Genomic DNA, 24,105 nt, shown 5'->3' on the forward strand with positions numbered 1-24,105 from the left:
ATGGCTAATCAATCCGCGCTGCTGCGCGACAGCTTCATCGAGCTGAGCGCGCGCGAACGCGCCGCCGCCGTGCTCGATCCCGGCACGTTCCGCGAACTGCTCGGACCGTTCGACCGCATCGAATCGCCGTGGCTGCCGCTGCAAGGCATCGTCTGCCAGGCCGACGACGGCGCGGTGATCGCGCGCGGCACCATCGACGGCCAGCCCGCCGTGGTGGCCGCAATCGAATCGGCGTTCCAGGGCGGCAGTATCGGCGAAGTCTCGGGCAGCAAGATCGCGGCGGCGCTCGAACTCGCGCTCGCCGACTGCGAGCGCGGCAAGATCGTGCGCCCCGTCGTGCTGTTCGAAACCGGCGGCGTGCGCCTCCAGGAAGCGAACCTCGGCCTCGCCGTGATCGCCGAGATCCAGTCGGCCATCGTCGCGCTGCGCCGTCACGTGCCGGTCGTCGGCGTGATCGCGGGCATGGTGGGCTGCTTCGGCGGCATGTCGCTCGCGGCGGGCCTGTGCTCGTATCTCGTGATGACGAAGCAAGGCCGCCTCGGCATGAACGGCCCCGAAGTGATCGAGCAGGAAGCGGGCATCGATGAACTCGACGCGAGCGACCGCCGCCGCGTGTGGCAACTGATCGGCGGCGAACAGCGCGCGCGTACCGGTTTTGCGGACGCGCTCGTGGAAGATGCCGTCGACGATGTACGCGACGCCGTGCGTGCCGCGTTCGTCCAGGGCGTGCCGGCCGCGCATCGCACCGAGCAGGTCGAAGCGACGCTCGCGAAGCTCGCGCAGATCGATCCCGCCAGCGTGGAGCCCGAGACGATGCGAGCCGCGTTCGGCCCCTCGCCCTTCAACGCCACGCGCACGCACGGAGAAACCGCATGAGCGAATCGACCTTGAATCGTGGCGCGCGCTGGCTGCGCGCACTTGCAGGCCAGCAGGCGGACCAGGCGAACGGCGCGTGTGTGCAGTATGCCGACGCGCCGCTCGGCGGCGAGACCGCGCGCTTCATCACCGTCGCGCCCGATGCCGACAACCGCTTTCCGCGCGCGCGCGACAACGTGGTCGGCCTCGAACAAGGCTGGCGTCTCGCGCAAGCGGTGCGCGAAGCCATCGACGCCGACAAGGCGAACGGCACGCGCCGCCCGATCGTCGCCATCGTCGACGTGAAAAGCCAGGCTTATGGTTATCGCGAGGAAATGCTCGGCATTCATCTCGCCTGCGCGGCCGCCGTCGATGCGTATGCGAGCGCGCGGCAAGCCGGTCATCCCGTGGTCGCGCTGATCGTCGGCCCGGCGATGTCGGGCGCGTTTCTCGCGCACGGCTATCAGGCCAACCGTATCGTCGCGCTCGACGCGCCCGGCACGATGGTCCACGCGATGGGCAAGGAAGCGGCGGCGCGCGTCACGCGGCGCAGCGTCGAAGACCTCGACGCGCTCGGCGAAAAGATCGTGCCGATGTCGTATTCGATGACCTCGTTCGCGAAGCTCGGCCTGCTCGACGAACTGATTCACGACGTCGATGCCGACGCGCCCAGCGACACGCAGATTGCGCGCGTGCGCGACGTGCTCGCGCAAAAGGTCAAGGAAGCGCGCGGCGACACGAGCGGTCTCGCACATCGTCTGCAAGGCGAGGCGGCGCAGCGCACGCGCGCGGCGTCGATCGAAGTGCGCAAGCGGCTTGCGCAACAGTGGGACGCGAACTGATGCGCGTCTGCGCCGCGCCGCCGTTCGCCGCCAGCGCGCCACGCGTGGGCGATGCGCGTTGGCGCGCGCATGATCTGCTGAAGCTCAAGCAGCTTCCCGAAGCCGACGACGAACCGGCGTGGGTGCGCGCGGCATTCGCACGCGCGCCGTTCGCGGTCGTGCGGCGCGCCGAGGCGGCGGCGGGTTTTGTCGCGGCGGGCGTGCGCGGCACGGCGCGCGCCGAGCGCTACGGCACCTGGATCAATACTCAGGATATCGAATTATTGATTTCGCCCGAGGTCTTGCTCGACCGCGAGCCGTCGCCAGAGCGCGCCACCCTGCCCGCGTTCGTCGCGCTCGCCGCATTGCGTGCGCATGAAGCGCTGAACGGCTATGTATGGGGACCGGCGGGCAGCGTCGGCTTCGAACTCGCCGCGCAGGTGCCGACGATCACCGCGTCGAGCGATCTCGATGTGCTGATTCGCGTGCCGCAACGCTGCGATTCCGCCAGCCTGCACGCGCTCGCGGATGCGCTCGCCACGGCGGCGCGTCTTGCCAGCACGCGTGTCGATGCGCAACTGGAAACGCCCGCGGGCGGCGTCGCGCTCGCCGAACTCGCGATGGGCAAGGCCCGCGTACTCGTGCGCGCAAGTGACGGCGCGCGGCTCGTTGCCGATCCGTGGCAAGCGCGATCATCGGAACCCACGTCATGACGCTCGCCTGCCTGTTTCCCGGCCAGGGCGCGCAAAGCCCCGGCTTTCTGCATCGACTGCCCGAGCACGAGGTCGTGCGCACGACACTCGACGAAGCTTCGTCGGTGCTCGGCAGCGACGTGCTCGCGCTCGACAGCGCCGAGGCGCTGCAATCGACAGTCGCCGTGCAGATCGGGCTCACGGTTGCGGGCGTCGCGCAGGCGCGCGCGCTCGCTCACGCAGGGCTGACGCCGCAATTCAGCGCGGGCTTGTCGGTGGGCGCTTATCCGGCCGCCGTGTGTTGCGGCGCGCTCGCGTTCGGCGACGCGCTGCGCATGGTGCGCAAGCGCGCCGAACTCATGGAAGCGGCCTGGCCCTCGGGCTATGGCCTTAGCGCGGTGTCCGGTCTGACCGAAACGCAAACAGAACAACTCGCGCGCGCACTTGCCGAGGAAAGCGGCGAACGTGTCTACGTGGCGAACGTGAATGCGCCGCGCCAGATCGTCGTCGCGGGCGCGGACGCGGCGCTCGAAGCGTTCGCGACCCGCGCGCTCGCGGCGGGTGCGCGCAAGGCGCAACGACTCGCGGTTTCCGTTCCTTCGCATTGCGAATTATTGAACGACGCGGCAGAAGCCCTTCTGGCCTGGTCGCGCGAGATTCCGTTCCGCACGCCCGAAGGCGTCTATATCGACAATCGCGGTGGCCGGCCGCTTTATAGCGGCGAAGCGATCCGCTCGGACCTCGCCACCAATATGCGCCACACGGTGCGCTGGTTCGATGCGCTCACGGTCATGATCGAGTCGGGCGCGACGGTGCTGGTCGAAGCGCCGCCCGGCCAGGTCCTCACCGATATCGCGCGCGAGCACTATCCCGACGTGGCCGCGCTCAGCGCCGCGAGCTTGCCGCTGGATCGGCTCGTCGCGACGGTGAAGCGTCGTCTGGGCGACGAATAGCGCTCCGACGTCGACGCGCAATCACGCGTATAAAAATTTTATGCGCATAAAGTCGTATTCGATTTTTAGCGCCACAACGCGCCGTGACGCGGCGAATCGATGAAACGTCTTCGATTTCGCCGCGATTTCCCGCGTATCACCCTACTTCTTTCGCAATTCCGGCATCACAACCCGAAACGTGAGATTCACGCGCTCGCCGCTCACTGACGGCTCTTTCGGCACGCGATGACGCCATTGCGCCTGCGTCTGGCCGCGCATCACGAGCAGGCTGCCGCTCGACAGGGGAAACGAGCGCGTCACGCCGCTCGCCGTGTGCCGCAGATCGAAGCGCCGCGTGGCGCCGAAGCTCAGCGAGGCGATCACCGGTTCGGGACCGAGTTCAGGTTCGTGGTCGGCGTGCCAGCCCATGCTGTCGCTGCCGCCGCGATAACGGTTGAGCAGCACGCTGTTGAAGCGCACGCCGCATTGCGCGGTCACGGCGTCGCGCAGTTCGGCGACGGCCGCCGTCCACGGTTGCGGGACGTTGCGAATGCCGGAGTAGATGTAGACCGCGCCCGGATCGCCTTGCCAGGCGGTCAGGCGCGGCTGGTCGACCCAGCCGCCCGGCGTGCGGATGCGCTCCTGACGCCAGTCCGTTTCGGCGACGATGCGCGCGAGATAATCGGCCGCCGCCGCGGGCGCGAGCCAGGCGGGATGCCAGTCGACATCGGGTTGGGGCGTATCGTCGAACAAGTCGAACATCGGATCGGAAACCGGCAGCGCGGGAAACGGAAGCAGGACGCGCAGTGTCGCATGACGCGGCGCGCCACGTCACACGACATCGGCCGGCTTGCTACGCCTCAGACGAACAGCGCGAGATAAAACACCGCCGCGCCGATCAGCGCCCCGATGAAGCAAAAGCCCTCGGCCGGTTCCTCGGTCGTTCGCGAACGCAGCCACGCGCCTGCCACGCCGAAAAAGCCCGCAATGCCGAGCGCCACGAACACCATCACGACGTCGAATAGCGCGCTGCGCCCGATCTCGAGCATGTCGATATGCTTGAGCGCGAAATACAGCGCCACCGCCATGATCGAGAGGACGACGAGCGGCAGCATCACATGACTGCCCTCGCGCCCCACGTGGCGACCATGAAGCCCTTGCACGACTGGCCTGGTAATTTTCATGACCCGTCTCCCCCAGAGTGCCCGGAAAACGCGTGGGCCTCGATTCGAGCATAGTTCATCGACCGGTGCGATTCAATGAACGTTTAATAGCGCTGTGCAGCATGTGCGCCCCGCATGAAAATCTTGCGACTGCGCCGCGCGCCTGACAATCCAGGGTTATGCCGCACTGCGCAAGCGCCGCCGCGCTGCCGTTTACCGCGCCCTTTTGAGCACGCGGCACGATCCGTGCTGCGCCGGTAGAATGCATCGCAGCGCGTCCCGCACCACGGCGCGCAGGCGGATGCCGGGCGATTCGGTGGCTCGCCCTTGCGCCGATTCCTGCATCGCGGATTCATGCGCCGATACGACCGCGCTTCGATCTCGGTTTCGCCGTCCGCCTTGAACCTCGACGTTCGCATCACCGCTGATACGCGCCCGCCGCTTCCCGACACCGTTTCAACTCCGTACCGACCGCGCCCGCCATGCCTCGACTCTCGTTCCTGGTCCGCTTCATCGCCATCGGCATTCTGCTGCACGCCTATGTCGGCTTTCGCCTGATTCCCGATCTGCCCGTTCCCGCCGCCGTCAAATGGCTCGCGGTGCTGTGGCTCGTGCTCTCGGTGCTCGTGATTCCGCCCGGCATGCTCGCGCGGCGCTTCAAGCGCCAGCCGCTCGGTGACCGGCTCGCGTGGATCGGCATGCTGTTCATGGGCTTTTTCTCGTCGCTGCTGATGCTGACGATCCTGCGCGACCTCGTGCTCGCCTCGCTGATGACCGTCGCCGCGATCTGGCCGGGCGCCGCCGATCTCGCGCACTGGCGCACCGGCAGCGCGGCAGCGGTCGTCGTGCTGGCGTTCGCCTCGACGGCCTTCGGCTTCTTCAACGCGCGGCGCCGCGCGCGCATCCGCAACGTCGAAGTGCCGATCCGCAATCTGCCCGCCGAACTCGACGGCTTCACGATCGTGCAGCTGAGCGACATCCACGTAGGGCCGACGATCAAGCACGGCTACGTCGAGCGCATCGTGCGCGCCGTGAACCAGCTCGAAGCCGATGTGGTGGCGATCACGGGCGACGTGGTCGACGGCAGCGTGCAGCATCTCGCCGATCACACCGCGCCGCTCGGAAGGCTCGCCGCGCAGCACGGCGTCTATCTGGTGACCGGCAATCACGAGTACTACTCGGGCGCCGATGCGTGGGTGGCCGAGTTCCGCCGCATCGGCCTCACGGTGCTGATGAACCAGCACGTGGTGATCGAGCACGGCGGCGCGCGGCTCGTGCTCGCGGGCGTGACCGATTACACGGGCGGCCATTTCGATCCCGCGCACCGCAGCGATCCGCAAGGCGCGCTGCGCGGTGCGCCCGACGACGTGAACACGCGCGTGCTGCTCGCGCATCAGCCGCGCAGCGCACACGCGGCCGCCGATGCGGGCTACACGCTGCAACTGTCCGGCCATACGCACGGCGGGCAGATCTTTCCGTGGAATTTCCTCGTGCGGCTGCAACAGCCGTTCACGGCGGGACTCGAAAAGCTCGGCAGCCTGTGGGTCTACACGAGCCGCGGCACCGGTTACTGGGGGCCGCCCAAGCGGCTCGGCGCGCCCTCGGAGATCACACGCGTGCGGCTCGTGGGCGCGCGTTCGGCCTGAACATGGCCTCGGCCCTGGCCTGGCCCCTTACCTGACCCTGCGCTGAAACCGCCGCGCCGTGAGCACACCGCACGGCGCGCGCGGGACAAGCCGGTATCATGAGCGGCAAAGCTGACCGGCTGGCCTTGGGCCGCCCCAACTGGAATCTCTCGCTCATGGACGGCAACAAGCACCTCCACCAGACCGCCTTCTACCTGCTGCTGTTCGCCGTTTCCATCGCGCTGTGCTTCGTGCTCGCGCCGTTCTTCAGCACCGTGCTGTGGGGCGCCATTCTCGCGCTGATCTTCCAGCCCGTGCAGCGCCGCCTCGTCGCGCGCCTCGGCCGCCGGCGCAATCTCGCCGCGCTCATCACGCTGCTGTTCTGTCTCGTGATCGTGATCTTCCCGCTCACGCTGGTCGCGGGCACGCTGATCCAGCAAGTCGGCGCCGCTTATGCGCAGGTGCGCGCGGGCAGTCTCGACTTCGGCGCGTTCTTCAGCCAGATCGTGCACGCGCTGCCGCAATCCATCCAGAACGTGCTCGCGCGCTACGACCTCATGGATCTGCCCGGCCTGCAGCAGCGGCTCTCGGCGGGCGCGGCGCAGATCAGCCAGTTCGTCGCCACGCGCGCGCTGAGTCTCGGACAGAACACGCTGCAATTCGTCGTGAGCTTCTGCGTGATGCTCTATCTGTTCTTCTTCCTCGTGCGCGACGGCCGCGAAATCTCGCGCCTCGTGCGCGACGCCATTCCGCTCGACGAGCAGCACAAGCTGCATCTGATCCGCAAATTCACGACGGTGATCCGCGCGACGGTCAAGGGCAACGTGGTGGTCGCCGTCGTGCAGGGCACGCTCGGCGGCATCGCGCTGTGGGTCTGCGGCATTCAGGCGCCGCTGCTGTGGGGCTTCGTGATGCTGCTGCTCTCACTGCTGCCCGCCGTGGGCGCGGCGCTCGTGTGGGGGCCGATCGCCATCTATTTCATTTCGACGGGCGACCTCGTGAGGGGCGTCGGGCTCATGCTGTTCGGCGCGCTGATCATCGGCACCGTCGATAACGTGCTGCGCCCGGTGCTGGTCGGCAAGGACACGCGCCTGCCCGACTGGGTCGTGCTGATCTCGACGCTCGGCGGCATCTCGCTCATCGGCATCAACGGCTTCGTGATCGGGCCGCTGATCGCCGCGCTGTTCATCAGTTGCTGGGACCTGCTGCGCCGCGACCAGCACGAACACGGCGCGACGGCCGCCGCCGAGGACGACGAACTGGTCTAGCGCGGCCCGCCGTTCACGATGAAACGTGCAGCGGCAAGCCCGCGCGTCCCTGACGCGGCGCGTTCGATTCGACCGGCCCCGTCGCCAGATTCGGATACGCCGCCGCGCCGCCCTGCGCGGCCACCGAAAAGCCGAACGTATTGATGCCGTTGGCGCTGCGCACGAACACCGTGCCGCCATGCATCTCCGCGACAGCCTTCACGATCGACAAGCCGAGGCCGTGATTCTCGTGGCTGTTCGAGCGCGCTTCCTGAATGCGATAGAAGCGGTCGAAAATATGCTCGCGCACATCGGGATCGAGCGGCTCGCCCGGATTCGACACGGCAATCTCCACATGCCCGTCCTGCGGCGCGATGGTCGCCTGCAATACGGTGCCGGGCGGCGAATGCTGAATCGCGTTGACGAACAGATTGCTCACCGCGCGCCCGATCAGCGACGTGTTGACCCACGCGCGCGCATCGCCCTGCACCTGCACGCTCAGTTGCGCTTCTTCGAGCGGCATATCGAGGAATTCGAGCATGCGCTCGACCTCGCAGCGCAGCGAGACTTCAGTGAGTTCGGTCGCGCGTTCGCCGCGGTCGCTGCGCGAGAGGAACAGCATGTCGTTGACGATCACGCGCAATCGTTCGAATTCCTCAAGATTCGATTGCATGGTCTGCTGCAACTGCTCCACCGAGCGATCGCGCGTGAGCGCCACCTGAGTCTGCCCGATCAGGATGCTCACCGGCGTGCGCAGTTCGTGCGCCACATCGGCATTGAACGATTCGAGGCGCTCGTAGGCCTTGTCGAGACGTTCGAGCGCGCCGTTGAACGAGGTCGCGAGTTCGTGCAATTCCTCGGGCAGCTCGCCCGAATGCAGACGCTGACGCCGGTTCGACGGACTCAGTTGCGCGGCCTCGCGCGAGAGCCGCGTGAGCGGCGCGAGACCGAAGCGCGTGACCGCGCGGCTGAGCAGCGCGACCGCGATAGTGGAGAGCGCGATCAGCACGCCCAGCGCGATGCCGAACCGCCGCAACATGCTCTCGGTGCGCACGCAATCGCTGCCCACCACGAGCTTCACTTCGGGACGGTCGCCGCTCGCGGGCACCGTCATGCTGGTCACGATGATGTCGTAATTGCAGCCCGGCGGCCGCACGAGCTGATGATTGTTGCCCGCCTCGCCCGTGACCGTGCCGACGATCGGCGTGCCGAAGCGAAAGCGCGGATCGGGGCCTTCGACGTAGTAATGCATGCGGCTGTCGGTGGGCGAGAGATCGCGCAGCTTCTCCTGCACCGAGGCCCATTTCTTTTCGTCGGGCGCGTGCGAGACGATCAGGCTCGCGATGCGCGCGCGCGTGTCGAGCGTCTCGCGCAATTCGTTGATCAACTGGCGCTGCATCAGCAGAAAGAGGCCCGTACCGGTGAGCGTGAAGACGATCAGCGACACCGCTGCGAACATCGCCGACAACCGCAGCGAGATCGAGCGCTTCATGACAGCTGGCCTCCGTCCTCGCGCACTTCGAGCACGTAGCCCATGCCGCGAATGGTGTGCAGCAGCTTCGCCGCGTGCGGTCCGTCGAGCTTCGCGCGCAGCCGTTTGATGGCCGTTTCGACGACGTTCGCGTTGCTTTCGAAGTTCACGTCCCAGACGAGTTCGGTGATGAGCGTCTTCGAGAGAATTTCGCCACGCCGCCGCGCGAGCACCGAGAGCAACTGGAACTCCTTCGCCGTGAGATCGAGACGCACGCCGTCGCGCGTCGCGCGTCGGCTGATCAGATCCACCTGCAGATCGCCCACGGAAATGAGCGTGGATTCCTGCGCGCGGGCGCGCCGCGTGAGCGCGCGCAGCCGCTCGACCAGTTCGAGAAACGAGAACGGCTTGGTGAGGTAGTCGTCGGCGCCGTCGCGCAGACCGTGCACGCGATCGTCCACGCGATCGCGCGCGGTCAGCATGATGACCGGCGTGTCCTTCTTCGCACGCACCGCGCGCAGCACGCCGAATCCGTCGAGCTTCGGCAGCATCACGTCGAGCACGATCACGTCGAAGTCGTACTCGGTCGCCATCCACGCGCCCTCTTCGCCGTCCATCGCCACGTCGACGATCCAGCCTTGCTCGCTCAACCCGCTGCGCAAATAGTCGACGACCTTGCGTTCGTCTTCGATCACCAGAACTTTCATGCTTGCCCTCCGCTTCGTGCGCGGCCTCCTGGGCCGCGTCGAATCATCTTGTGTTACCGCTTGCGTTTCATTGCGCTTACACGCTTAAAAGCTCGCGCATTTAGCCTAACCCTTGCTGGCCGCCGCGCCCGGTGCGGGCGTCTCGCGGCAGGTGCCCATGCTGCAGGCCAGCGCGCGGTCGTCCGCGCTCCAGCCGCCGCCCAGCGCCTTCGCCAGATATACCACCGTGGCGGCCTGTTGTCCGTGAATCTGCACTTCCTGGCGCTCGCTGGCAAGCAGTTGCTGCTCGGCGTTGAGCACGTCGATGAAGGCGACGAGCCCGCCCTGATAGCGGTCGTTGGCGAGTTCGAACGATTGGCGCGCGTCGTCGACGGCGGACTGGCCGTCGGTGGACGCGCGTTCGAGCACGGACAGCCCCGTTACCGCATTTTGCACCTCCTGGAACGCCGTGAGCACGGTCTGACGATACGAGGCCTGCGCCGACTCGTAGCCCGCCTGCGCGTAATCCACGCCCGCCGAACGCTTGCCGCCGTCGAACAGCACCTCGCCCGCGCTCGCGCCGAGCGACCACATCAGGCTCGGCACCGAAAAGAGGTTGCTGAAGCGCGTCGATTCCCAGCCGAGCGTCGGCGAGAGCGTGACGTCCGGGAAGTACGCCGAACGCGCCACGCCGATCTGCGCGTTGGCCGCCGCCATCGCGCGCTCGGCGGACGCCACGTCGGGCCGACGCTGCAACAGCTCGCTCGGCAGGCCCGTGGGCAGCGCGGGCGTGGGCAGCGGCGTGACCTTCGGCGCGAGCGCGAACTCGGGCGCAGGCTTGCCGATCAACACGGCAATCGCATTCTGATCCTGCTGGCGCTGGTTTTCGAGCAGATGCACCTGCGTTTTGGTGGCGTCGAGTTGCGCCTTCTGCTGCAACAGATCGAGGCCCGAGACCGCGCCCAGATCGTGCTGCGCATTCACGAAGTCGAGCGCCTTTTGCTGCAACGCGATCGAGCGATTCACGACGTCGATTTCATCGTCGAGTTCGCGCAGCGCGAAATAATCGGTCGCGAGTTCGGCGGTGAGCACGAGGCGCGCGTTCGCGAGATCGTCGCCGGCTTCTTGCGCCGATGCCTGCGCCGACTCCACCATGCGCCGGATGCGCCCGAACAGGTCCAGCTCGTAGCTGATGGTCGGGCCGACCTTGATGTCGTTCTGCACGGTCGACATGTTCGGCGTCGCGTAAGTCGTCTGCGGCCGGTTCGCGGAGATGCGCTCGCGCGCGAGGCCCGCGTCGAGCGACACTTGCGGCGCCTGTTGCGACGACACCGAACCGAGCGTCGCGCGCGCCTGTGCGTAGTGCGCGACGGCCACGCGCAGCGTCTGGTTTTCGGCGAGCGCGGCGTCTTCGAGTCCGTCGAGTTCCGGGTTGTCGAACGCTGTCCACCAGCGCGGATCGAGCGGCGCGTGCGAAGGCTGCGCGGCGTGCCAATAGGCGTCGGCGGGATCGACGCGCCACGCGGCCGGACTCGCCGTCTGCGGCTTCTGATAGTCGGGGCCGACCGTGCAGGCGGCCAGCCCCGCCACGCCGACCAGCGTCAGCAGCGCGCGCGCCTTCGAAGGAAAACTCGCCGCGCTCACGTCGTGCTCCGCTTCGCGGCGTTATTCGCGCCATTTGCATTGTTCGCACCGCCAGCACGCGGCGCGACCACCACGACGCTGTCGCCATCGGCGATCGAATCGCTCGGATTGAGCACGACGCGATCGGTCGCCTCGATGCCGTGCCCGATTTCGAGCGTCTGGCCGAGATCCTGCGCGATCTCCACCGGCTTCAAGCGAATCTTGCCGTCCGCGTCGACGACCGCGAGGCGCGGTCCTTCCGAGCGGAACAGCAGCGCGTTGCCCGGAACCGTCAGGAGTCCGTGTGAATCGGTTTGCAGCGCGGCCTGCACATACGCGCCCGGCAGCAGCTTGCCGTCGTGATTCGGCAGCGTGATTTCCACCTGCAGCGTGCGCGTCGCCACGTCGATGGCCTGCGACGTATGCGTGACCGTGCCGTCAAAGGTCACACCCGGCATTTCCTGTTGGGTCACGCTCACATGCTGGCCGAGCGCGACATGCGGCGCATCGCTTTGCGGCACGTCGAGATAAAGACGCAGCGGATCGGACTGCGCGATCGCGAACAGCGCATGTCCCGCGCCGCCGTTGCCCGAATTCACGAGATCGCCTATATCGACGTTGCGCTGTGTAATCACGCCCGTGATCGGCGCGACGATGCGCTGAAACGATTTGGTCTGTTGCAGGCGGCGCACGTTGGCGTCGGCGGCAGCGAGATTGGCGACGTCCTGGTTGTACGCGCCCTGGCGGTCGTCGAGTTCCTGTTGCGAGACCGCATCGCGCTGACGCAACTGCTGCGCGCGCGCAAACGAGGTCTTCGCGAGCGAAAGCGTCGACGCCGACTGATCGCGTTGCGCCTGCGCCTGCGCGAGTTCCTGATCGATCTCGGGCGTGTCGATCTCCGCGAGCAACTGGCCCTGCTGCACGTGCGCGCCGATATCGGCGTACCACTTGAGCACGTAGCCGCTCGCGCGCGAATAGATCGGCGCTTCCACATAGCCGCGCAGCGTGCCCGGCAGCACGATGCGTCCGTCCGCGCCCGCCGCCTTCGGCAGCACGACACTCACGTACTGCTGCGCGTTCTGCTTCGTCACATCGGCGAGATGATGCGCGTTCATCACATTGGAGACGATGGTGCGCGCGGCGCCCGCCGCGAGCAGCACGCCGACCACGATCACCGCGAGACGCGCGCGCTTGCCGGCCTGGCCGCGCGCGGGCAGGTCCATGCCCTGCTCGCCGCCCACGGTGATATCGAGGGAAGAATGGTGGTGAGGTTCGTTCATGTCATCGGCCAGAGTATGCGGTTGTCGAGCGTCCTTGCATCACGTGCGGCGGCGTTGCGCCTCGCGTTCGCGCCGGGCTTCGGCGCGATGCGCGAGTCGCGAATGCACCGTCGCGAACATGAGCGGAACGAAGAGGAGCGTCGAAACGGTGGCGAACAGCAGCCCGCCGATCACGGCGCGGCCGAGCGGCGCGTTCTGCTCCGCGCCTTCGCCGAGACCGAGCGCCATCGGCACCATGCCGATCATCATCGCGAACGCGGTCATCAAGACGGGGCGGATGCGCGTGGCGCCCGCTTCGAGCGCGGCGGCCAGCGGCGTCGCGCCCGCGGCGAGTCGCTGGCGCGCGAACGCCACTACCAGAATGCTGTTCGCGGTCGCCACGCCCACGGTCATGATCGCGCCCGTCAAGGCGGGCACGCTCAGATGCGTGCCGGTGATGAACAGCATCCACGCGATGCCCGCGAGCGCGGCGGGCAAGGCGCTGATGATGATGAGCGGGTCGGCCCACGACTGAAAGTTCACGACGATCAGCAGATAGACGAGCACCACGGCCATCGCAATCCCCACGCCTAGCCCGATGAACGAGGAGCGCATCGTGCCGATCTGCCCGCGCATCGTGAGCGTGGTGCCGCGCGGCGCATGCGCCTGCACGTTTCTGATCAGGTCGTCGATGCGCGAACCGACCGAACCGAGGTCGCTGCCTTCCACGCTCACGAGCACGTCGATCACCGGACGGATGTTGTAGTGCGTGACGAGCGCCGGGCCGTCGTGCGGCTTGAGCTGCACGAGATTGCTCACGAGTTGCAGCGGCGCGTTCGCCGTGCTCGCGTGCGCGGAAACCGGCGTGTTCATCACTTCGTTCACCGACGCTTCGCGATATTGCGGCGTCTGCACCGCGAGCGGATATTCCACGCCGTTCTGCGGACTGACCCAGAATGCGGGCGAGGTCTGCGAACTGCCCGAGAGCGCGATCAACACATCCTGGGCCACGATTTGCGGGCTCAAATTCAATTGCTGCATGCGCGAGCGGTCCATCGCGAGCATCAGCGCGGGCTCGTCGTTACGCTGCTGGATATGCGCATCGACCGCGCCCGGCAACTGGCGCACCTGCTTGAGCAGCGTGCTCGCGATCGCCATGTCCTTGTTCAGATCCGAGCCCACGACCTGCACGTCGATGGCGGCAGGCTGCCCGAAGTTGAGAATCTGCGTGATGATGTCGGCGGGCTGGAAGAAGAATTCGATGCCCGGAAAACGCTGCGGCAACAGCGTGCGCAATTTGTCGATGTAAATGCGCGAAGGATCGTGATCGGGTTTCAGCGCAATCTGGATTTCGCCGTCGAGCGTGCCCATCGTGCCCGAATTGCTGTACGAAAGATTGATACCGCTATACGGCAAACCGAGGTTATCGACGATGGTCGCGAGTTGATCGGGCGGCACGACGGTGCGTATCGTTTTCTCGACTTCATCCGCGAGACGCGCGGTTTCCTCGATGCGAAAGCCCGTGGGCGCGCGCATATGCAGGCGAATATTGCCCGCATCGACGGACGGGAAAAAATCGCGGCCGAGGAAGAACACGAGCGCGAGCGACAGCACGCAGAACGCGAGAAACGCGCTGCCGAACAGGCGTCGGCGCGCGAGAAGCAAACTGAGCAGCGCGATGTAATTCGCGCGCACACGTTCGAAGTAATGATTGAAGCGCAGATGCACGCGCGCGAAAGCCGACACGCGCGCGCCGGACTGCGTATGCGCGGCCGGATCGTGGCCCGCGAACAGCAGCATCGCGAGCGTCGGTACCAGCGTGCGCGAGAGTATGTACGACGCGATCATCGCGAACACCACGGCTTCCGCGAGCGGCACGAACAGAAAACGCGCCACGCCCGTGAGAAAGAACATCGGCACGAACACGATACAGATGCATAACGTGGACACCAGCGCGGGCACGGCGATTTCGCCCGCGCCTTCGAGAATGCCGGTGTGCAGATCGCTGCCTAAATGGAGGTGCCGTTCGATGTTTTCGATCGTCACCGTGGCGTCGTCGACGAGTATGCCCACCGCGAGCGCGAGGCCGCCGAGCGTCATGATGTTGATGGTTTCGCCGAGCGCGTAGAGCGCGATGATCGAGGCGAGAATCGACAGCGGAATCGACACGGCGATGATCAGCGTGCTGCGCCAGTTGCCGAGAAACAGCAGGATCATCGCGGCCGTGAGCACGGCGGCAATCAACGCTTCGCGCACCACGCCCTGCACCGCCGCCGAGACGAAAATCGACTGGTCAAACAGCGGCTGGATCACGAGATCGGCGGGCAGCGTGTCGCGCACTTTCGGCAGCAGATCCTTGAGCGCGCCCACCACTTGCAGCGTCGAGGCGTCGCCGCTCTTGAGGATCGACATCAGCACGCCGCGCTGGCCGTCCTGGCGCACGATGTTGGTCTGCGGCGTGAAGCCGTCACGCACGTGCGCGACATCGCCGAGATACGTGGTCGCGCCGTTCACGGTCTGCACGGGAATGCGGTTCAGGCCCGCGATCGTGTCCGGCGACGCGTTGGTATCGACGCGAAATTCCGTCTGGCCGAGCTTCGCGGTGCCGGTCGGCAGAATCAGATTCTGCGTGTTCACGGCATTGACGATGTCGGCGGGCGTGAGACCTTTGGCAATTAGCGCGCGCGTGTCGATATCCACCGAAATCACGCGCGTCTTGCCGCCATACGGATAGGGCACCTGCGCGCCTGGAATCGTGATGAGCTGCGGGCGCAGGAAGTTCATCGCGATGTCGGCGAGCGCCTGCTCGCTCATCGACTTGCTCGATAGACCCAGTTGGATCACCGGAATGCTCGACGCCGAATAGCTGATCACGAGCGGCGCCGTCGCGCCCGGCGGCATCTGCTTGAGCTGCGCCTGTTCCGAGGCCACGGCCTGCGCGATGGCGGTTTGCAAACTCGCGCCCGGTTGCAGAAACAGCTTGATGATGGCGATGCCGGGCAGCGACTGCGACTCGATGTGCTCGATGTTGCTGACCGTGGTCGTGAGGCTGCGCTCGTTGACCGAGGTGATGCGCTGCGCCATGTCCTGCGCGGAAAAACCCGTGTACGACCAGATGATGCTGATGACAGGGATGTTGATGTTCGGCAGCACGTCGGTGGCCATCGACATGAGCACGAACGGCGTGGCCAGCACGATCAGGATGGCCATCACGATAAACGTGTAGGGCCGCTTCAGCGCGAGATTGACGATCCACATGGGGCAGGTTGTGCGAGCGGTGGTGACGGCACGGACCAGGAGAACGACGCTGCGGGCGCCGGTCGGCCGGGCTTCATATCGGGTTCAGATCGAGTTCACATCGATCCCAAGCGGGTCCGCATCATAGGCAATCGCGGTGGCGCATGCGTGGCGCGAAGATGGCGCGTTTGACAGCCGTCGCGGACAGGCACACGCCATGCCGCGCCCGCGCTTCTCGCGCAGCGTCTTCGAGCCAACCAGGCGACGCGCCTCGCCCCTGCGAGGCGCGGACTTCAATTCACGAGGCGCAAACGATCGGGCTCGCGCACCTTGCGCGCGTGCGCCGCCGCGCGGCGGCCCGCAGCAGGCGTGTCACACACCGCGAGCGCCGCTTCCTGCTCGGCGAGCACGAGCGGCACCTTCTCGCGCAGAAACTCCACGAAGGTGCGTATCTTCGCGTCCAGATAACGGCGCGAAGCGTAGAGCGCGAAGATATTCAGCTTTTGCAGACGATGCGACGGCAGCACGCGCACGAGCGAGCCGTCGGCGAGTCCGGGCAGCGCCACCGGCACCGGCAGCGGCCCGATGCCCATGCCCTCGCGAATGGCGAGCGCGAGCGCCTCGGGATTGTTCACCTGAAACGGCGTGACGCCGGTATGGCGGAAGGTCTCGCCTTGCGGCCCTTCGGACACCCACTGGCCGGCGGTCAGGCTCGCATCGGTGAGATGCAGGCAGGTGTGCGCTTCGAGATCGTCGAACGCGAGCGGCACGCCGCGCGCGCGCAGATAGTCGGGCGACGCGCACAGAATGGCGGCGGTGCTGCCCAGATGCTGGGAGATCAGCGCGGAATCCTCGAGTTCGGCGGCCACCACCACGGCCACGTCGAAGCCTTCCTCGATGATGTCGGGCATCTGCTGCGCGATCGTCAAGTCGACCGAAACATCAGGCAAATGCTGTTGATAGCGCGCGATCAGCGGCATCACATAGTGCTGGCCGAAACTCGTGCCGCCGTAGACGCGCAGCTTGCCGGCCGGATTCGCGTGCGCGGCGGCGGCCTCGGCTTCGGCCTGATCGATGTCCGCGAGAATGCGCTTGCAGCTTTGCAGATAGCGCTCGCCCGCTTCGGTCAGCGACATGCGCCGCGTCGTGCGGTTGAGCAGCCGCGTGCGCAGACGCGACTCCAGGTCCGTCACGGCGCGCGAGACTTGCGCCGTCGTCATCGTTTCGTTCGAGGCGGCGCGCGTGAAACTGCCCGACTCCACCACCCTCACGAAAATCCGCATGTTGCGCAGCGTGTCCATCAGCGACTCCTCTCCATCGTCTTGCTCTGTCTGGCTTGATTCATTGTGAATCGCCAGTCTCGCCTGGCAGCCGTGGCTGGACGCTGACCTGTAAATGACAGCCGCGCCAGCTTGGCTTGCCGTGCGCTCCCGCGTATGATCCACGGCGCCACCGCACGGCGGATCGCATGGCGCTCGCGCGCCCGACGATGCATCCCGCGTGCCGTTTTTGATGACAGAACGATGAATTACGAATTCGCCTTGCGCCTTCTCGCGGCGTTCGCCTGCGGCGTCGCCATCGGACTGGAACGCCAGATGCGCCAGCGCACGGCGGGCCTGCGAACCATCACGCTCGTCGCCAGCGGCGCGTGTCTGTTCGTCACGCTCGGCGTGCTCACGGGCAACGGATCGAGCGGCGTCACGCAGATCGCGGCCTACGTGGTCTCCGGTGTCGGCTTTCTCGGCGGCGGCGTGATCATGCGCGACAAGGGCTCGATTCAGGGCATCAACACCGCCGCCACGCTCTGGTGCTCGGCGGCCGTGGGCGTACTGTGCGGCGCGGGTCATTACGTGCCGGCCATCGCGGGCACGGCGGTCGTGCTGCTCACGAACACGGTGTTGCGCGAGGTGAGCCGCATCATCAATCAATCGCCGGTGTCGAACGCCGATCTCGTGAGCGTCTACGTGCTGACCGTGGTGTGCCGCGAGGACGACGAGATTCACATTCGCACGGTGCTTTCGAATTCGATGTACTCGACGCCGCTCGCGTTCCAGAGCCTCACGAGCGAAGACGTGGACGGTCATCCGCAGCGCCTGCGCGTGACGGCGACGCTGCGCCTGCATCCAAAATACCAGCCCAAGCTCGAACAGATGGCGAGCCGTTTGAGCATGGAAAAAGGCGTCTCCAGCGTGAGCTGGACCGCCGCGGAAACCGAGGCCGCGCCGGAGTAAATTTCCGGCTCGCGACGCCTACGAATTCCCCACGCAATCCTTACTATCGCATTTCCGTTTCGTTGCACTTTCTGAAACGGGCCGCGGCAGATTTCAAGAACTGTCAATTCTGGCCCGCTTTCGTGGACGCGAAAACGCCCCTGGGCTAAGCTCGATACACCGTGACTCGTTCACGCCAACAAGGGGGAATCCAACATGCAACACGGCATCATTGGCTGGCTCATCATCGGCGCAATCGCGGGTTGGCTCGCCGGTCTGCTCGTCAAGGGCGGCGGCTTCGGATTGATCGTCGACATCATCGTCGGCATCGTGGGTGCGTTCATCGGCGGCTGGCTCGCGGGCGTTCTGCACATCAACATCGGCGGCGGCATGATCAGCTCGATCATCACGGCCATCGTCGGTGCGGTCATTCTGCTGTTCGTGATCCGGCTGTTCCGGCGAGCGTAGCGTCGCGCGGCATTGCCCAAAAGAAAACGGGAGCACCTTCGCAGGTGCTCCCGTTTTTTGTGCGCGTTATCTAAACGTGCTTACTTAGCGATGCTTACGCATTCGCAACGAGACCCTCGCCCGCTTCCGGCAGCATCGAGCCCGTTTCGTTGTAGCGCAGATGCATCTCGTACGCCTTCGCGAGATTGTGCGGCGTCTGGCCGCCGATCTTCAGCGCATCGCGATAGTAGTCGCGCAGCAGATCGCGATAGAGCGGATGCACGCAGCGGTCGATGATCAGCGCGGCACGTTCGCGCGGCGCGAGGCCACGCAGGTCGGCGAGACCTTGCTCGGTCACAATGACATCGACGTCATGCTCGTTGTGATCGACGTGCGGCACCATCGGCACGATGCTCGAAATCTTGCCGTCCTTGGCGATGGCCTTGGTCGCGAAGATCGCGCACGACGCGTTGCGCGCGAAGTCGCCCGAGCCGCCGATGCCGTTCATCATGTGCGTGCCGCCCACGTGCGTCGAATTCACGTTGCCGTAGATGTCGCATTCGAGCGCGGTGTTCAGCGCGATGAGACCCAGACGACGGATCACTTCGGGATGGTTGCTGACCTCTTGCGGACGCAGCACGAGCTTGTCGCGATAGCGGTCGAGTTCGGCGAGCACCTGCGCCTGGCGCGGCGCGGAGAGCGTCATGGAAGCGCCCGAGGCGAACACCATCTTGCCCGCGTCGATCAGGTCGAAGGTCGAGTCCTGCAGCACTTCCGAGTACATCGTGAGCGCTTCGAACGGCGAGTTCACGAAGCCCGACAGCACCGCGTTCGCGATCGTGCCGATGCCCGCTTGCAGCGGCGGCAGTTGCGCGCTCATGCGGCCGTGCTTCACCTCGTGTTGCAGGAAGTCGATCAGATGGCCCGCGATGCGCGCGGTTTCCTCGTCGGCGGGCAGCACGGTCGAGGGGCTGTCCGGCTCGTTCGTGATGACGATGGCCGCGATCTTCTCGGGCGGAATCTCGATGGCCTGCGTACCCACGCGATCGTTCACGCGCACGATGGGCAGCGGATCGCGATGCGGGCGGCGGCCCGGAATCCAGACGTCGTGCAGGCCTTCGAGACCGAGCGGCTGCGCGAGATTGATTTCGACGATCACCTTCTCCGCGAGAATCGCGAAGCTCGCCGAATTGCCGACCGAAGTCGTGGGGACGATGGCGCCGGTCTCGGTGATGGCCGCGGCCTCGATGATCGCGAGATCGAGCTTGCCGAGCAGATTCGCGCGCAGCATCTCGACGGTCTCCGAGAGATGCTGGTCGACGAACATCACTTCGCCGCGATTGATGGCCTTGCGCAGCGTGGTGTCCACCTGGAACGGCAGACGGCGTTCGAGCACGCCCGCTTCGGTCAGCATGCGGTCCACGTCGTGGCCGAGCGAGGCGCCGGTCATGAGCGTGATGCGCAGCGGCTCTTTCTCTTCTCGCGCGCGGCGCGCCAGTTCGATCGGCACGGCCTTCGTGTCGCCGGCGCGGGTAAAGCCGCTGGCGCCCACGCGCATGCCATTGCGCACGAGTTGAGCCGCTTCAGCGGCCGAGGTGATCTTCCCGCGCAGGGCGGCACAACGGATACGGTCTTCGTACATCAAAGTCTCCACAAACTCTCTGATCGCCAAGTGCCCTTTTCAGGTCTCGCTTCGGCGGTTTGCATTTACGGAAATTGCAAAACAGTTTTGCAGCCGAAATGCGCAAAGCCGCGGGACCCGATTCGCAGGCGCCGCGGCAAGAATTTCAAGCGTGCGCCAGCGCATAGCGGGCGGTTACTCGATTTCAGCTACCAAAATAAATGTTGCAGAAGCTGACCGGTCCGACGCATTCGTCTTTGACGGCCGACTTCGCGACTTCGCGCGCGGGCGCTTGCGCAGTCGATTGAACCGCGCCTTGTGCGACCTGCTGAGGGACGCTCGCTGCCGGTGCGTCGCTCTGCGCATAAGCAGCGGCGGCGGCAAACAGCGAACAGGCAACAACAGCGATCTTCAGGGACTTCATTTTACTCTCCAGTGCTAACGGGTACTGCCGAAGCAGTGATGTGACTATATGACTCACGCCTGGAATGATTAAGAAGCCCGGATGGAAGGCATTCTTCCACGCCGCGCCAGGATCGCGCGCGCGGCCATGGCTAAATCCGGTTTCCGTTTGAAATCAACCCGAAATAAAACTGAAAAGAATGTGAACCGGATGCGAAATTAATTCGAATTCAGTGCGAATTCCAATGCGAGATCAATGCGAGATCAATGCGAATTCGAATGCGATTTCGGCCAGAACGGCCGACCCCGCACGGCGCGACGCGCGAGGGCGCCGAGCGGCGCGTCGCGGTCGATCAGCGCGCTGCGGATGAAGTGCAGATGGCTGAGGATGCGCTGCACGTCGTGGCGGCGCTCGCGGTCGTGGTGGACGGCCGGCAGTGCCTCCTGGGCGATCCACGTGGCCGCGCGCAGGGCGATCAGCGTGCGGTCGAGCTGCGCCGCGTCGGGGTGCTCGAACAGACGCGAGATATCGTCGAGCAGATGCCCGAAGCTCACGCGCCAGCGCGGATTGACCAGATCGAGCCAGGCTGCGTGCTCCACCTCGTTGCGCAGGTCGATCACTGCGTGGCCCACTTCGAGCGTCACGAGCATCCAGCGCAGCGCGCGCCGGTGCGCCTGCTTGCGGCCGTTGAGCAGCAGCCGCAACTGGTGCATGAGGTCGTGCGCGCCGGACTGGAACTGCTGGTTCAGCCCCGGCAAATCGCCCCGGCATGCGAGCACGACCTGGCCGCGCAGCGCCACGCACATGCGCGCCACGAGCCAGTTCATATGCGGCGGGAACACCACGGCGAACGCGAGCGCGGCCACCACCATCGCCGCCACGACCGCGAGGCCGTTGTTGATCAGCAGATCGGGCGTGTACGAGATGACGTTATCCGGCCCCGCGAGCAGACACAAAAACACCGAAAAGCCGACGCCGAAGCCCGCGATGCGCGGCCGCGTCGCGAGAAAGGCACCGAGCGCGAGCACGGGCGCGAGCGCCGCGCACAGCAGCGGAAAGCCATCGACGTTCGGATAGACGTAGCACATCAGCAGATAGCCGACGACCGCGGCGCAGCCCGCACCGGCCGCCATCTGGAACGCCATGCGTGTAGCGCGCGGCGCCGACGACGTGAGCGCGCAGGTGAGCGCGCCCGCGATCATCGCGAGGCCGCCGCTCGGCCAGTCGGTTTCCACCCAGAACCAGCCCAGCGCCGCAACCACCACGGCCGTGCGCATGAACGTGAAGGCGACCACGTACCAGCTCGTGCGCGGCACATAGCGCGTGACGCGCGGCTCGGGCGGCAGTCCCGCCTGCGTGAGCGACGCCCACGTGCGGCTGTAGCGGGCGATCTCGGCCGTGAAGCGGTAGATCAGTTCCGCCGAGGTATCGAAGTCCTGCAGCACATCGGGCGCATTCGTTTCGAGCGGACGGCGCGTTTCGCGCACATGACGCGGCAACGTGCGCTGGAATGCTTCGAGCGTTTCCGCGAGACGCAGCGCATACGTTCGATCGGTTTCGCCCTGACGCGGACGCTGCGCGAGCGCCGCCGCAAGCTCGCTGAAGTACGGCGCGAGCGGCGCGATCGCCTCGTCGCTCCAGCGCAGCCGCTTCTTCAGCTGGCGCAGCGCGTGCAGACGCGCGCAGACATCCATGAACTCGCCGTTGAGCCGCGCGAGCAACTGGCTGCGCGCGCGCATCGTCGGGTCCTCGAAAAATGAGAAAGCACGCGTGGCTTCGAAGCCGACGATCTCGTCGACGAGACGCGCGAATCGTCCTTCGAATGCGCCCCTTTCAAGGCCGCCCGCCAACACGCCCGCGGCGAACTGAGTAAAATCGAGATACCGTGTGCGCAAGGTGCGTTCGAGCACCGAGCCCGATTGCCGGGGCACGATGACGGCGCTGACCACCCCGGAACACAGAATCCCCACGGCCACTTCCGCCCCGCGTCCGAGCGCGGCGAGAAAGAGGCCATTGGGCTGCATCACGAGCGGGATGCCGATCAGCGCCGCGGTATAGCCGGCCAGCACGAACGCGTACCAACGAAAATGCCGATTCCGCATGGCGGCCGCCGTACAGGTGGCGACCCACACCGTCATTCCCGCGACGTAGAGTTCGGGCTGCTGGATGAACACGGCCCCGAGCACCACCGCCGCCACCATCCCGACCGCCGTGCCGACGATGCGGTACACGCTCTTGGCGAACACCATGCCGGAGAGCGGCTGCATCAGCACGAACACCGTCGTCATCGCGATGCGCGGCTGCGGGAGATCGAGCAGCATCGCAATGCCCATCGCGAGCAAACCCGCCGTGACCGTTTTCAGCAGGTGCAGCCAGATCGCGCCATGACCGGCTCGCCATTCGCGCAGGCCGCGCCGCGCCGCGCGCCAAAGAATTTCGGTGCGCCGACGCGAGTCGATCGCGCGATGTATCGCTGGCTGGCGGTTCATGGACGGCGGACTACGCTCGGAATGTTACGAAGAATGCCGCTGCTGATGCAGGGCAGAACAACGCGGTTGCACGGGGCCGGAGCGCTCGCGAAAAACGAGCCGATTCTGGCCGACAGGCGCCGATTGTAGGAGCCTCGCTGGAGCGAATTAACGGGAGGGATGGGGAACGTCCGTTCCAGATCGCTCAACAATGTGAGGGCCCGCGAGGCGGACAATATCGTTTTCGTACCGAACAAGAACGTTCAGAAGAAGGTCTGATGGATACGCTACAAAATATGCGGGTGTTTGTCCGCGTCGTCGAAGCCGGCAGTTTCACTGCCGCGGCTCAATCGCTCGATTCGACGACGGGCGCGATGTCTCGCGCGGTCTCGGAACTCGAGGCGCATTTGCGCACGCGTTTGCTCAATCGCTCGACGCGACGGCTCGCGCTGACGCCCGCGGGCGAACGCTATCTCAAGCGCTGCAAGCAAATTCTCTCCGACGTCGACAGCGCTGAAGAAGAAGCGAGCTGCGCGCACGAACGCCCAGCCGGTGCGTTGCGCATGCACAGCTTCGCGAGTATTGGTCAGCAGTACGTGCTGCCTGCGATCTCGCGGTATCGCGCGATGCATCCCGAAGTGACGGTCGAACTCACGCTCTCGCAGCGCTTGCCCGATCTGTTCGAAGGCAGCAGCGACGTCTCGGTGATCACGGCGGCTTCGTTGCCGAATTCGGACCTGGTCTCGCACCAGTTGGGATCGACGTGCAGTATCTTGTGCGCCTCGCCCGGCTATGTGCATACGCACGGCGCGCCGCGCTCGCCCGCCGATCTGGCGCATCACGACTGTCTGATTCTGAAGACGCCGACTTCGCCCGCGCATGAGTGGACGCTTGAAGGTCCCGAAGGCGGCGTGGAGATGCACGTCGACGGGCCGGTGCAGGTGAATATCGCGGAATCGCTCGCGGTGGCGATTCGCGAAGGCATGGGTATCGGCATGCTGCCGGTTTATGCGGCCATCGAAGGGCTGCGCAACGGCACGCTCGTGCGTGTGTTGCCGCAACACATTCTGCAGAAAGTGAACGTGTACGCGCTGTATCCGTCGCGTAAATTCGTCGATGCGAAAACGAAGACGTGGGTGGAATTCTTGCGCGCGCATCTCCCGCAGGTGATTGCTCGCGATATGGCGCTGCTCGAGGAGCTCACGCAGGAACAACTCGTCGATGCCGCCGCGATCACGACACCCGATGCGCTGGTCGCTACGCAGAAGGCAGCAGATTAAGGCGGATGGGTTGCTTCAGATGTCGAATGTAAAACGGCCGTCCCTTGGGACGGCCGTTTCCTTTT

The 24,105-nt window shown here is 65.8% G+C and carries 20 protein-coding genes; 9 read left to right on the forward strand and 11 right to left on the reverse strand.

Translation table 11 applies throughout. The features are described 5' to 3' along the window. The 4 genes from U4Y88_RS36070 to mdcH are packed head-to-tail and all read left to right on the forward strand — an operon-like array spanning position 1 to position 3,321. On the forward strand, positions 1–876 hold the full coding sequence (locus tag U4Y88_RS36070; RefSeq protein ID WP_321789714.1) for a biotin-independent malonate decarboxylase subunit beta: 876 nt from the start codon (positions 1–3) through the stop codon (positions 874–876). Beyond that, the gene (gene mdcE, locus U4Y88_RS36075; RefSeq protein WP_321789715.1) at positions 873–1,697 is read left to right on the forward strand and encodes a biotin-independent malonate decarboxylase subunit gamma; all 825 of its coding nucleotides are present in this window, start codon (positions 873–875) and stop codon (positions 1,695–1,697) included. The genes U4Y88_RS36070 and mdcE overlap by 4 nt, the downstream gene beginning before the upstream one ends. After that, on the forward strand, positions 1,697–2,389 hold the full coding sequence (locus U4Y88_RS36080; protein ID WP_321789717.1) for a malonate decarboxylase holo-ACP synthase: 693 nt from the start codon (positions 1,697–1,699) through the stop codon (positions 2,387–2,389). Before mdcE ends, U4Y88_RS36080 begins: the two co-directional genes overlap by 1 nt. Next, the gene (gene mdcH / locus U4Y88_RS36085) at positions 2,386–3,321 is read left to right on the forward strand and encodes a malonate decarboxylase subunit epsilon (RefSeq protein ID WP_321789719.1); all 936 of its coding nucleotides are present in this window, start codon (positions 2,386–2,388) and stop codon (positions 3,319–3,321) included. The genes U4Y88_RS36080 and mdcH overlap by 4 nt, the downstream gene beginning before the upstream one ends. Positions 3,322–3,462: 141 nt before the next feature. Here mdcH and U4Y88_RS36090 read toward each other — a convergent pair whose 3' ends face one another. Continuing rightward, a complete protein-coding gene (locus U4Y88_RS36090; RefSeq protein WP_321789721.1) occupies positions 3,463–4,062 on the reverse strand; it encodes an alpha-ketoglutarate-dependent dioxygenase AlkB family protein in 600 nt (199 codons plus the stop codon). A 98-nt stretch (positions 4,063–4,160) separates the two neighbouring features. Then, positions 4,161–4,484, reverse strand: a complete 324-nt coding sequence (locus U4Y88_RS36095; RefSeq protein WP_224008535.1) for a hypothetical protein — start codon at positions 4,482–4,484, stop codon at positions 4,161–4,163. A 461-nt stretch (positions 4,485–4,945) separates the two neighbouring features. On the opposite strand from U4Y88_RS36095, the gene U4Y88_RS36100 reads away from it, so the two are divergent. Beyond that, positions 4,946–6,109, forward strand: a complete 1,164-nt coding sequence (locus tag U4Y88_RS36100; protein ID WP_321789723.1) for a metallophosphoesterase — start codon at positions 4,946–4,948, stop codon at positions 6,107–6,109. Between the two features lie 155 nt (positions 6,110–6,264). Then, positions 6,265–7,356, forward strand: a complete 1,092-nt coding sequence (locus tag U4Y88_RS36105) for an AI-2E family transporter (RefSeq protein WP_224008600.1) — start codon at positions 6,265–6,267, stop codon at positions 7,354–7,356. Positions 7,357–7,369: 13 nt separating this feature from the next. Here U4Y88_RS36105 and U4Y88_RS36110 read toward each other — a convergent pair whose 3' ends face one another. The 6 genes from U4Y88_RS36110 to U4Y88_RS36135 form a co-directional block, all read right to left on the reverse strand. After that, complete coding sequence (locus U4Y88_RS36110; RefSeq protein WP_321789725.1) at positions 7,370–8,827, reverse strand: heavy metal sensor histidine kinase; 1,458 nt, start codon at positions 8,825–8,827, stop codon at positions 7,370–7,372. Then, positions 8,824–9,513: a heavy metal response regulator transcription factor gene (locus tag U4Y88_RS36115; RefSeq protein ID WP_224008525.1), complete on the reverse strand. Its 690-nt coding sequence runs from the start codon at positions 9,511–9,513 to the stop codon at positions 8,824–8,826. Before U4Y88_RS36115 ends, U4Y88_RS36110 begins: the two co-directional genes overlap by 4 nt. A gap of 105 nt (positions 9,514–9,618) precedes the next feature. Then, positions 9,619–11,136 carry an efflux transporter outer membrane subunit gene (locus U4Y88_RS36120; RefSeq protein ID WP_321789727.1) on the reverse strand — a complete coding sequence of 506 codons (1,518 nt, stop codon included), beginning with the start codon at positions 11,134–11,136 and terminating at the stop codon, positions 9,619–9,621. Beyond that, positions 11,133–12,395, reverse strand: coding sequence for an efflux RND transporter periplasmic adaptor subunit (locus U4Y88_RS36125; RefSeq protein ID WP_321789729.1), 1,263 nt, complete (start codon positions 12,393–12,395; stop codon positions 11,133–11,135). The genes U4Y88_RS36120 and U4Y88_RS36125 overlap by 4 nt, the downstream gene beginning before the upstream one ends. A 39-nt stretch (positions 12,396–12,434) precedes the next feature. Beyond that, positions 12,435–15,632: an efflux RND transporter permease subunit gene (locus tag U4Y88_RS36130; protein ID WP_321789731.1), complete on the reverse strand. Its 3,198-nt coding sequence runs from the start codon at positions 15,630–15,632 to the stop codon at positions 12,435–12,437. Between the two features lie 272 nt (positions 15,633–15,904). Continuing rightward, a complete protein-coding gene (locus U4Y88_RS36135; RefSeq protein WP_224008514.1) occupies positions 15,905–16,912 on the reverse strand; it encodes a LysR family transcriptional regulator in 1,008 nt (335 codons plus the stop codon). Between the two features lie 222 nt (positions 16,913–17,134). Between U4Y88_RS36135 and U4Y88_RS36140 the strand changes: the two genes are divergently transcribed. Beyond that, positions 17,135–17,842, forward strand: coding sequence for an MgtC/SapB family protein (locus tag U4Y88_RS36140; protein ID WP_224008511.1), 708 nt, complete (start codon positions 17,135–17,137; stop codon positions 17,840–17,842). A 195-nt stretch (positions 17,843–18,037) separates the two neighbouring features. Continuing rightward, positions 18,038–18,289: a GlsB/YeaQ/YmgE family stress response membrane protein gene (locus tag U4Y88_RS36145; protein ID WP_124261370.1), complete on the forward strand. Its 252-nt coding sequence runs from the start codon at positions 18,038–18,040 to the stop codon at positions 18,287–18,289. Between the two features lie 94 nt (positions 18,290–18,383). Here the strand turns inward: U4Y88_RS36145 and U4Y88_RS36150 are convergent, their stop codons facing one another. From U4Y88_RS36150 to U4Y88_RS36160, 3 genes are all read right to left on the reverse strand, one after another. Beyond that, positions 18,384–19,910, reverse strand: a complete 1,527-nt coding sequence (locus tag U4Y88_RS36150; protein ID WP_224008508.1) for an acetyl-CoA hydrolase/transferase family protein — start codon at positions 19,908–19,910, stop codon at positions 18,384–18,386. 184 nt (positions 19,911–20,094) lie between these two features. Further along, on the reverse strand, positions 20,095–20,313 hold the full coding sequence (locus tag U4Y88_RS36155) for a hypothetical protein (RefSeq protein WP_224008505.1): 219 nt from the start codon (positions 20,311–20,313) through the stop codon (positions 20,095–20,097). Positions 20,314–20,555: 242 nt separating this feature from the next. Then, the gene (locus U4Y88_RS36160; protein WP_321789733.1) at positions 20,556–22,781 is read right to left on the reverse strand and encodes an FUSC family protein; all 2,226 of its coding nucleotides are present in this window, start codon (positions 22,779–22,781) and stop codon (positions 20,556–20,558) included. Positions 22,782–23,038: 257 nt separating this feature from the next. Between U4Y88_RS36160 and U4Y88_RS36165 the strand changes: the two genes are divergently transcribed. Next, positions 23,039–24,040 (forward strand): LysR family transcriptional regulator, encoded by a 1,002-nt coding sequence (locus tag U4Y88_RS36165; RefSeq protein ID WP_310634062.1) that lies wholly within the window; start codon positions 23,039–23,041, stop codon positions 24,038–24,040. The last annotated feature ends 65 nt before the right edge of the window (positions 24,041–24,105 follow it).

Source organism: Paraburkholderia sp. J94, from assembly GCF_905220285.1.
Classification (GTDB): Bacteria; Pseudomonadota; Gammaproteobacteria; order Burkholderiales; family Burkholderiaceae; genus Paraburkholderia; species Paraburkholderia tropica_A.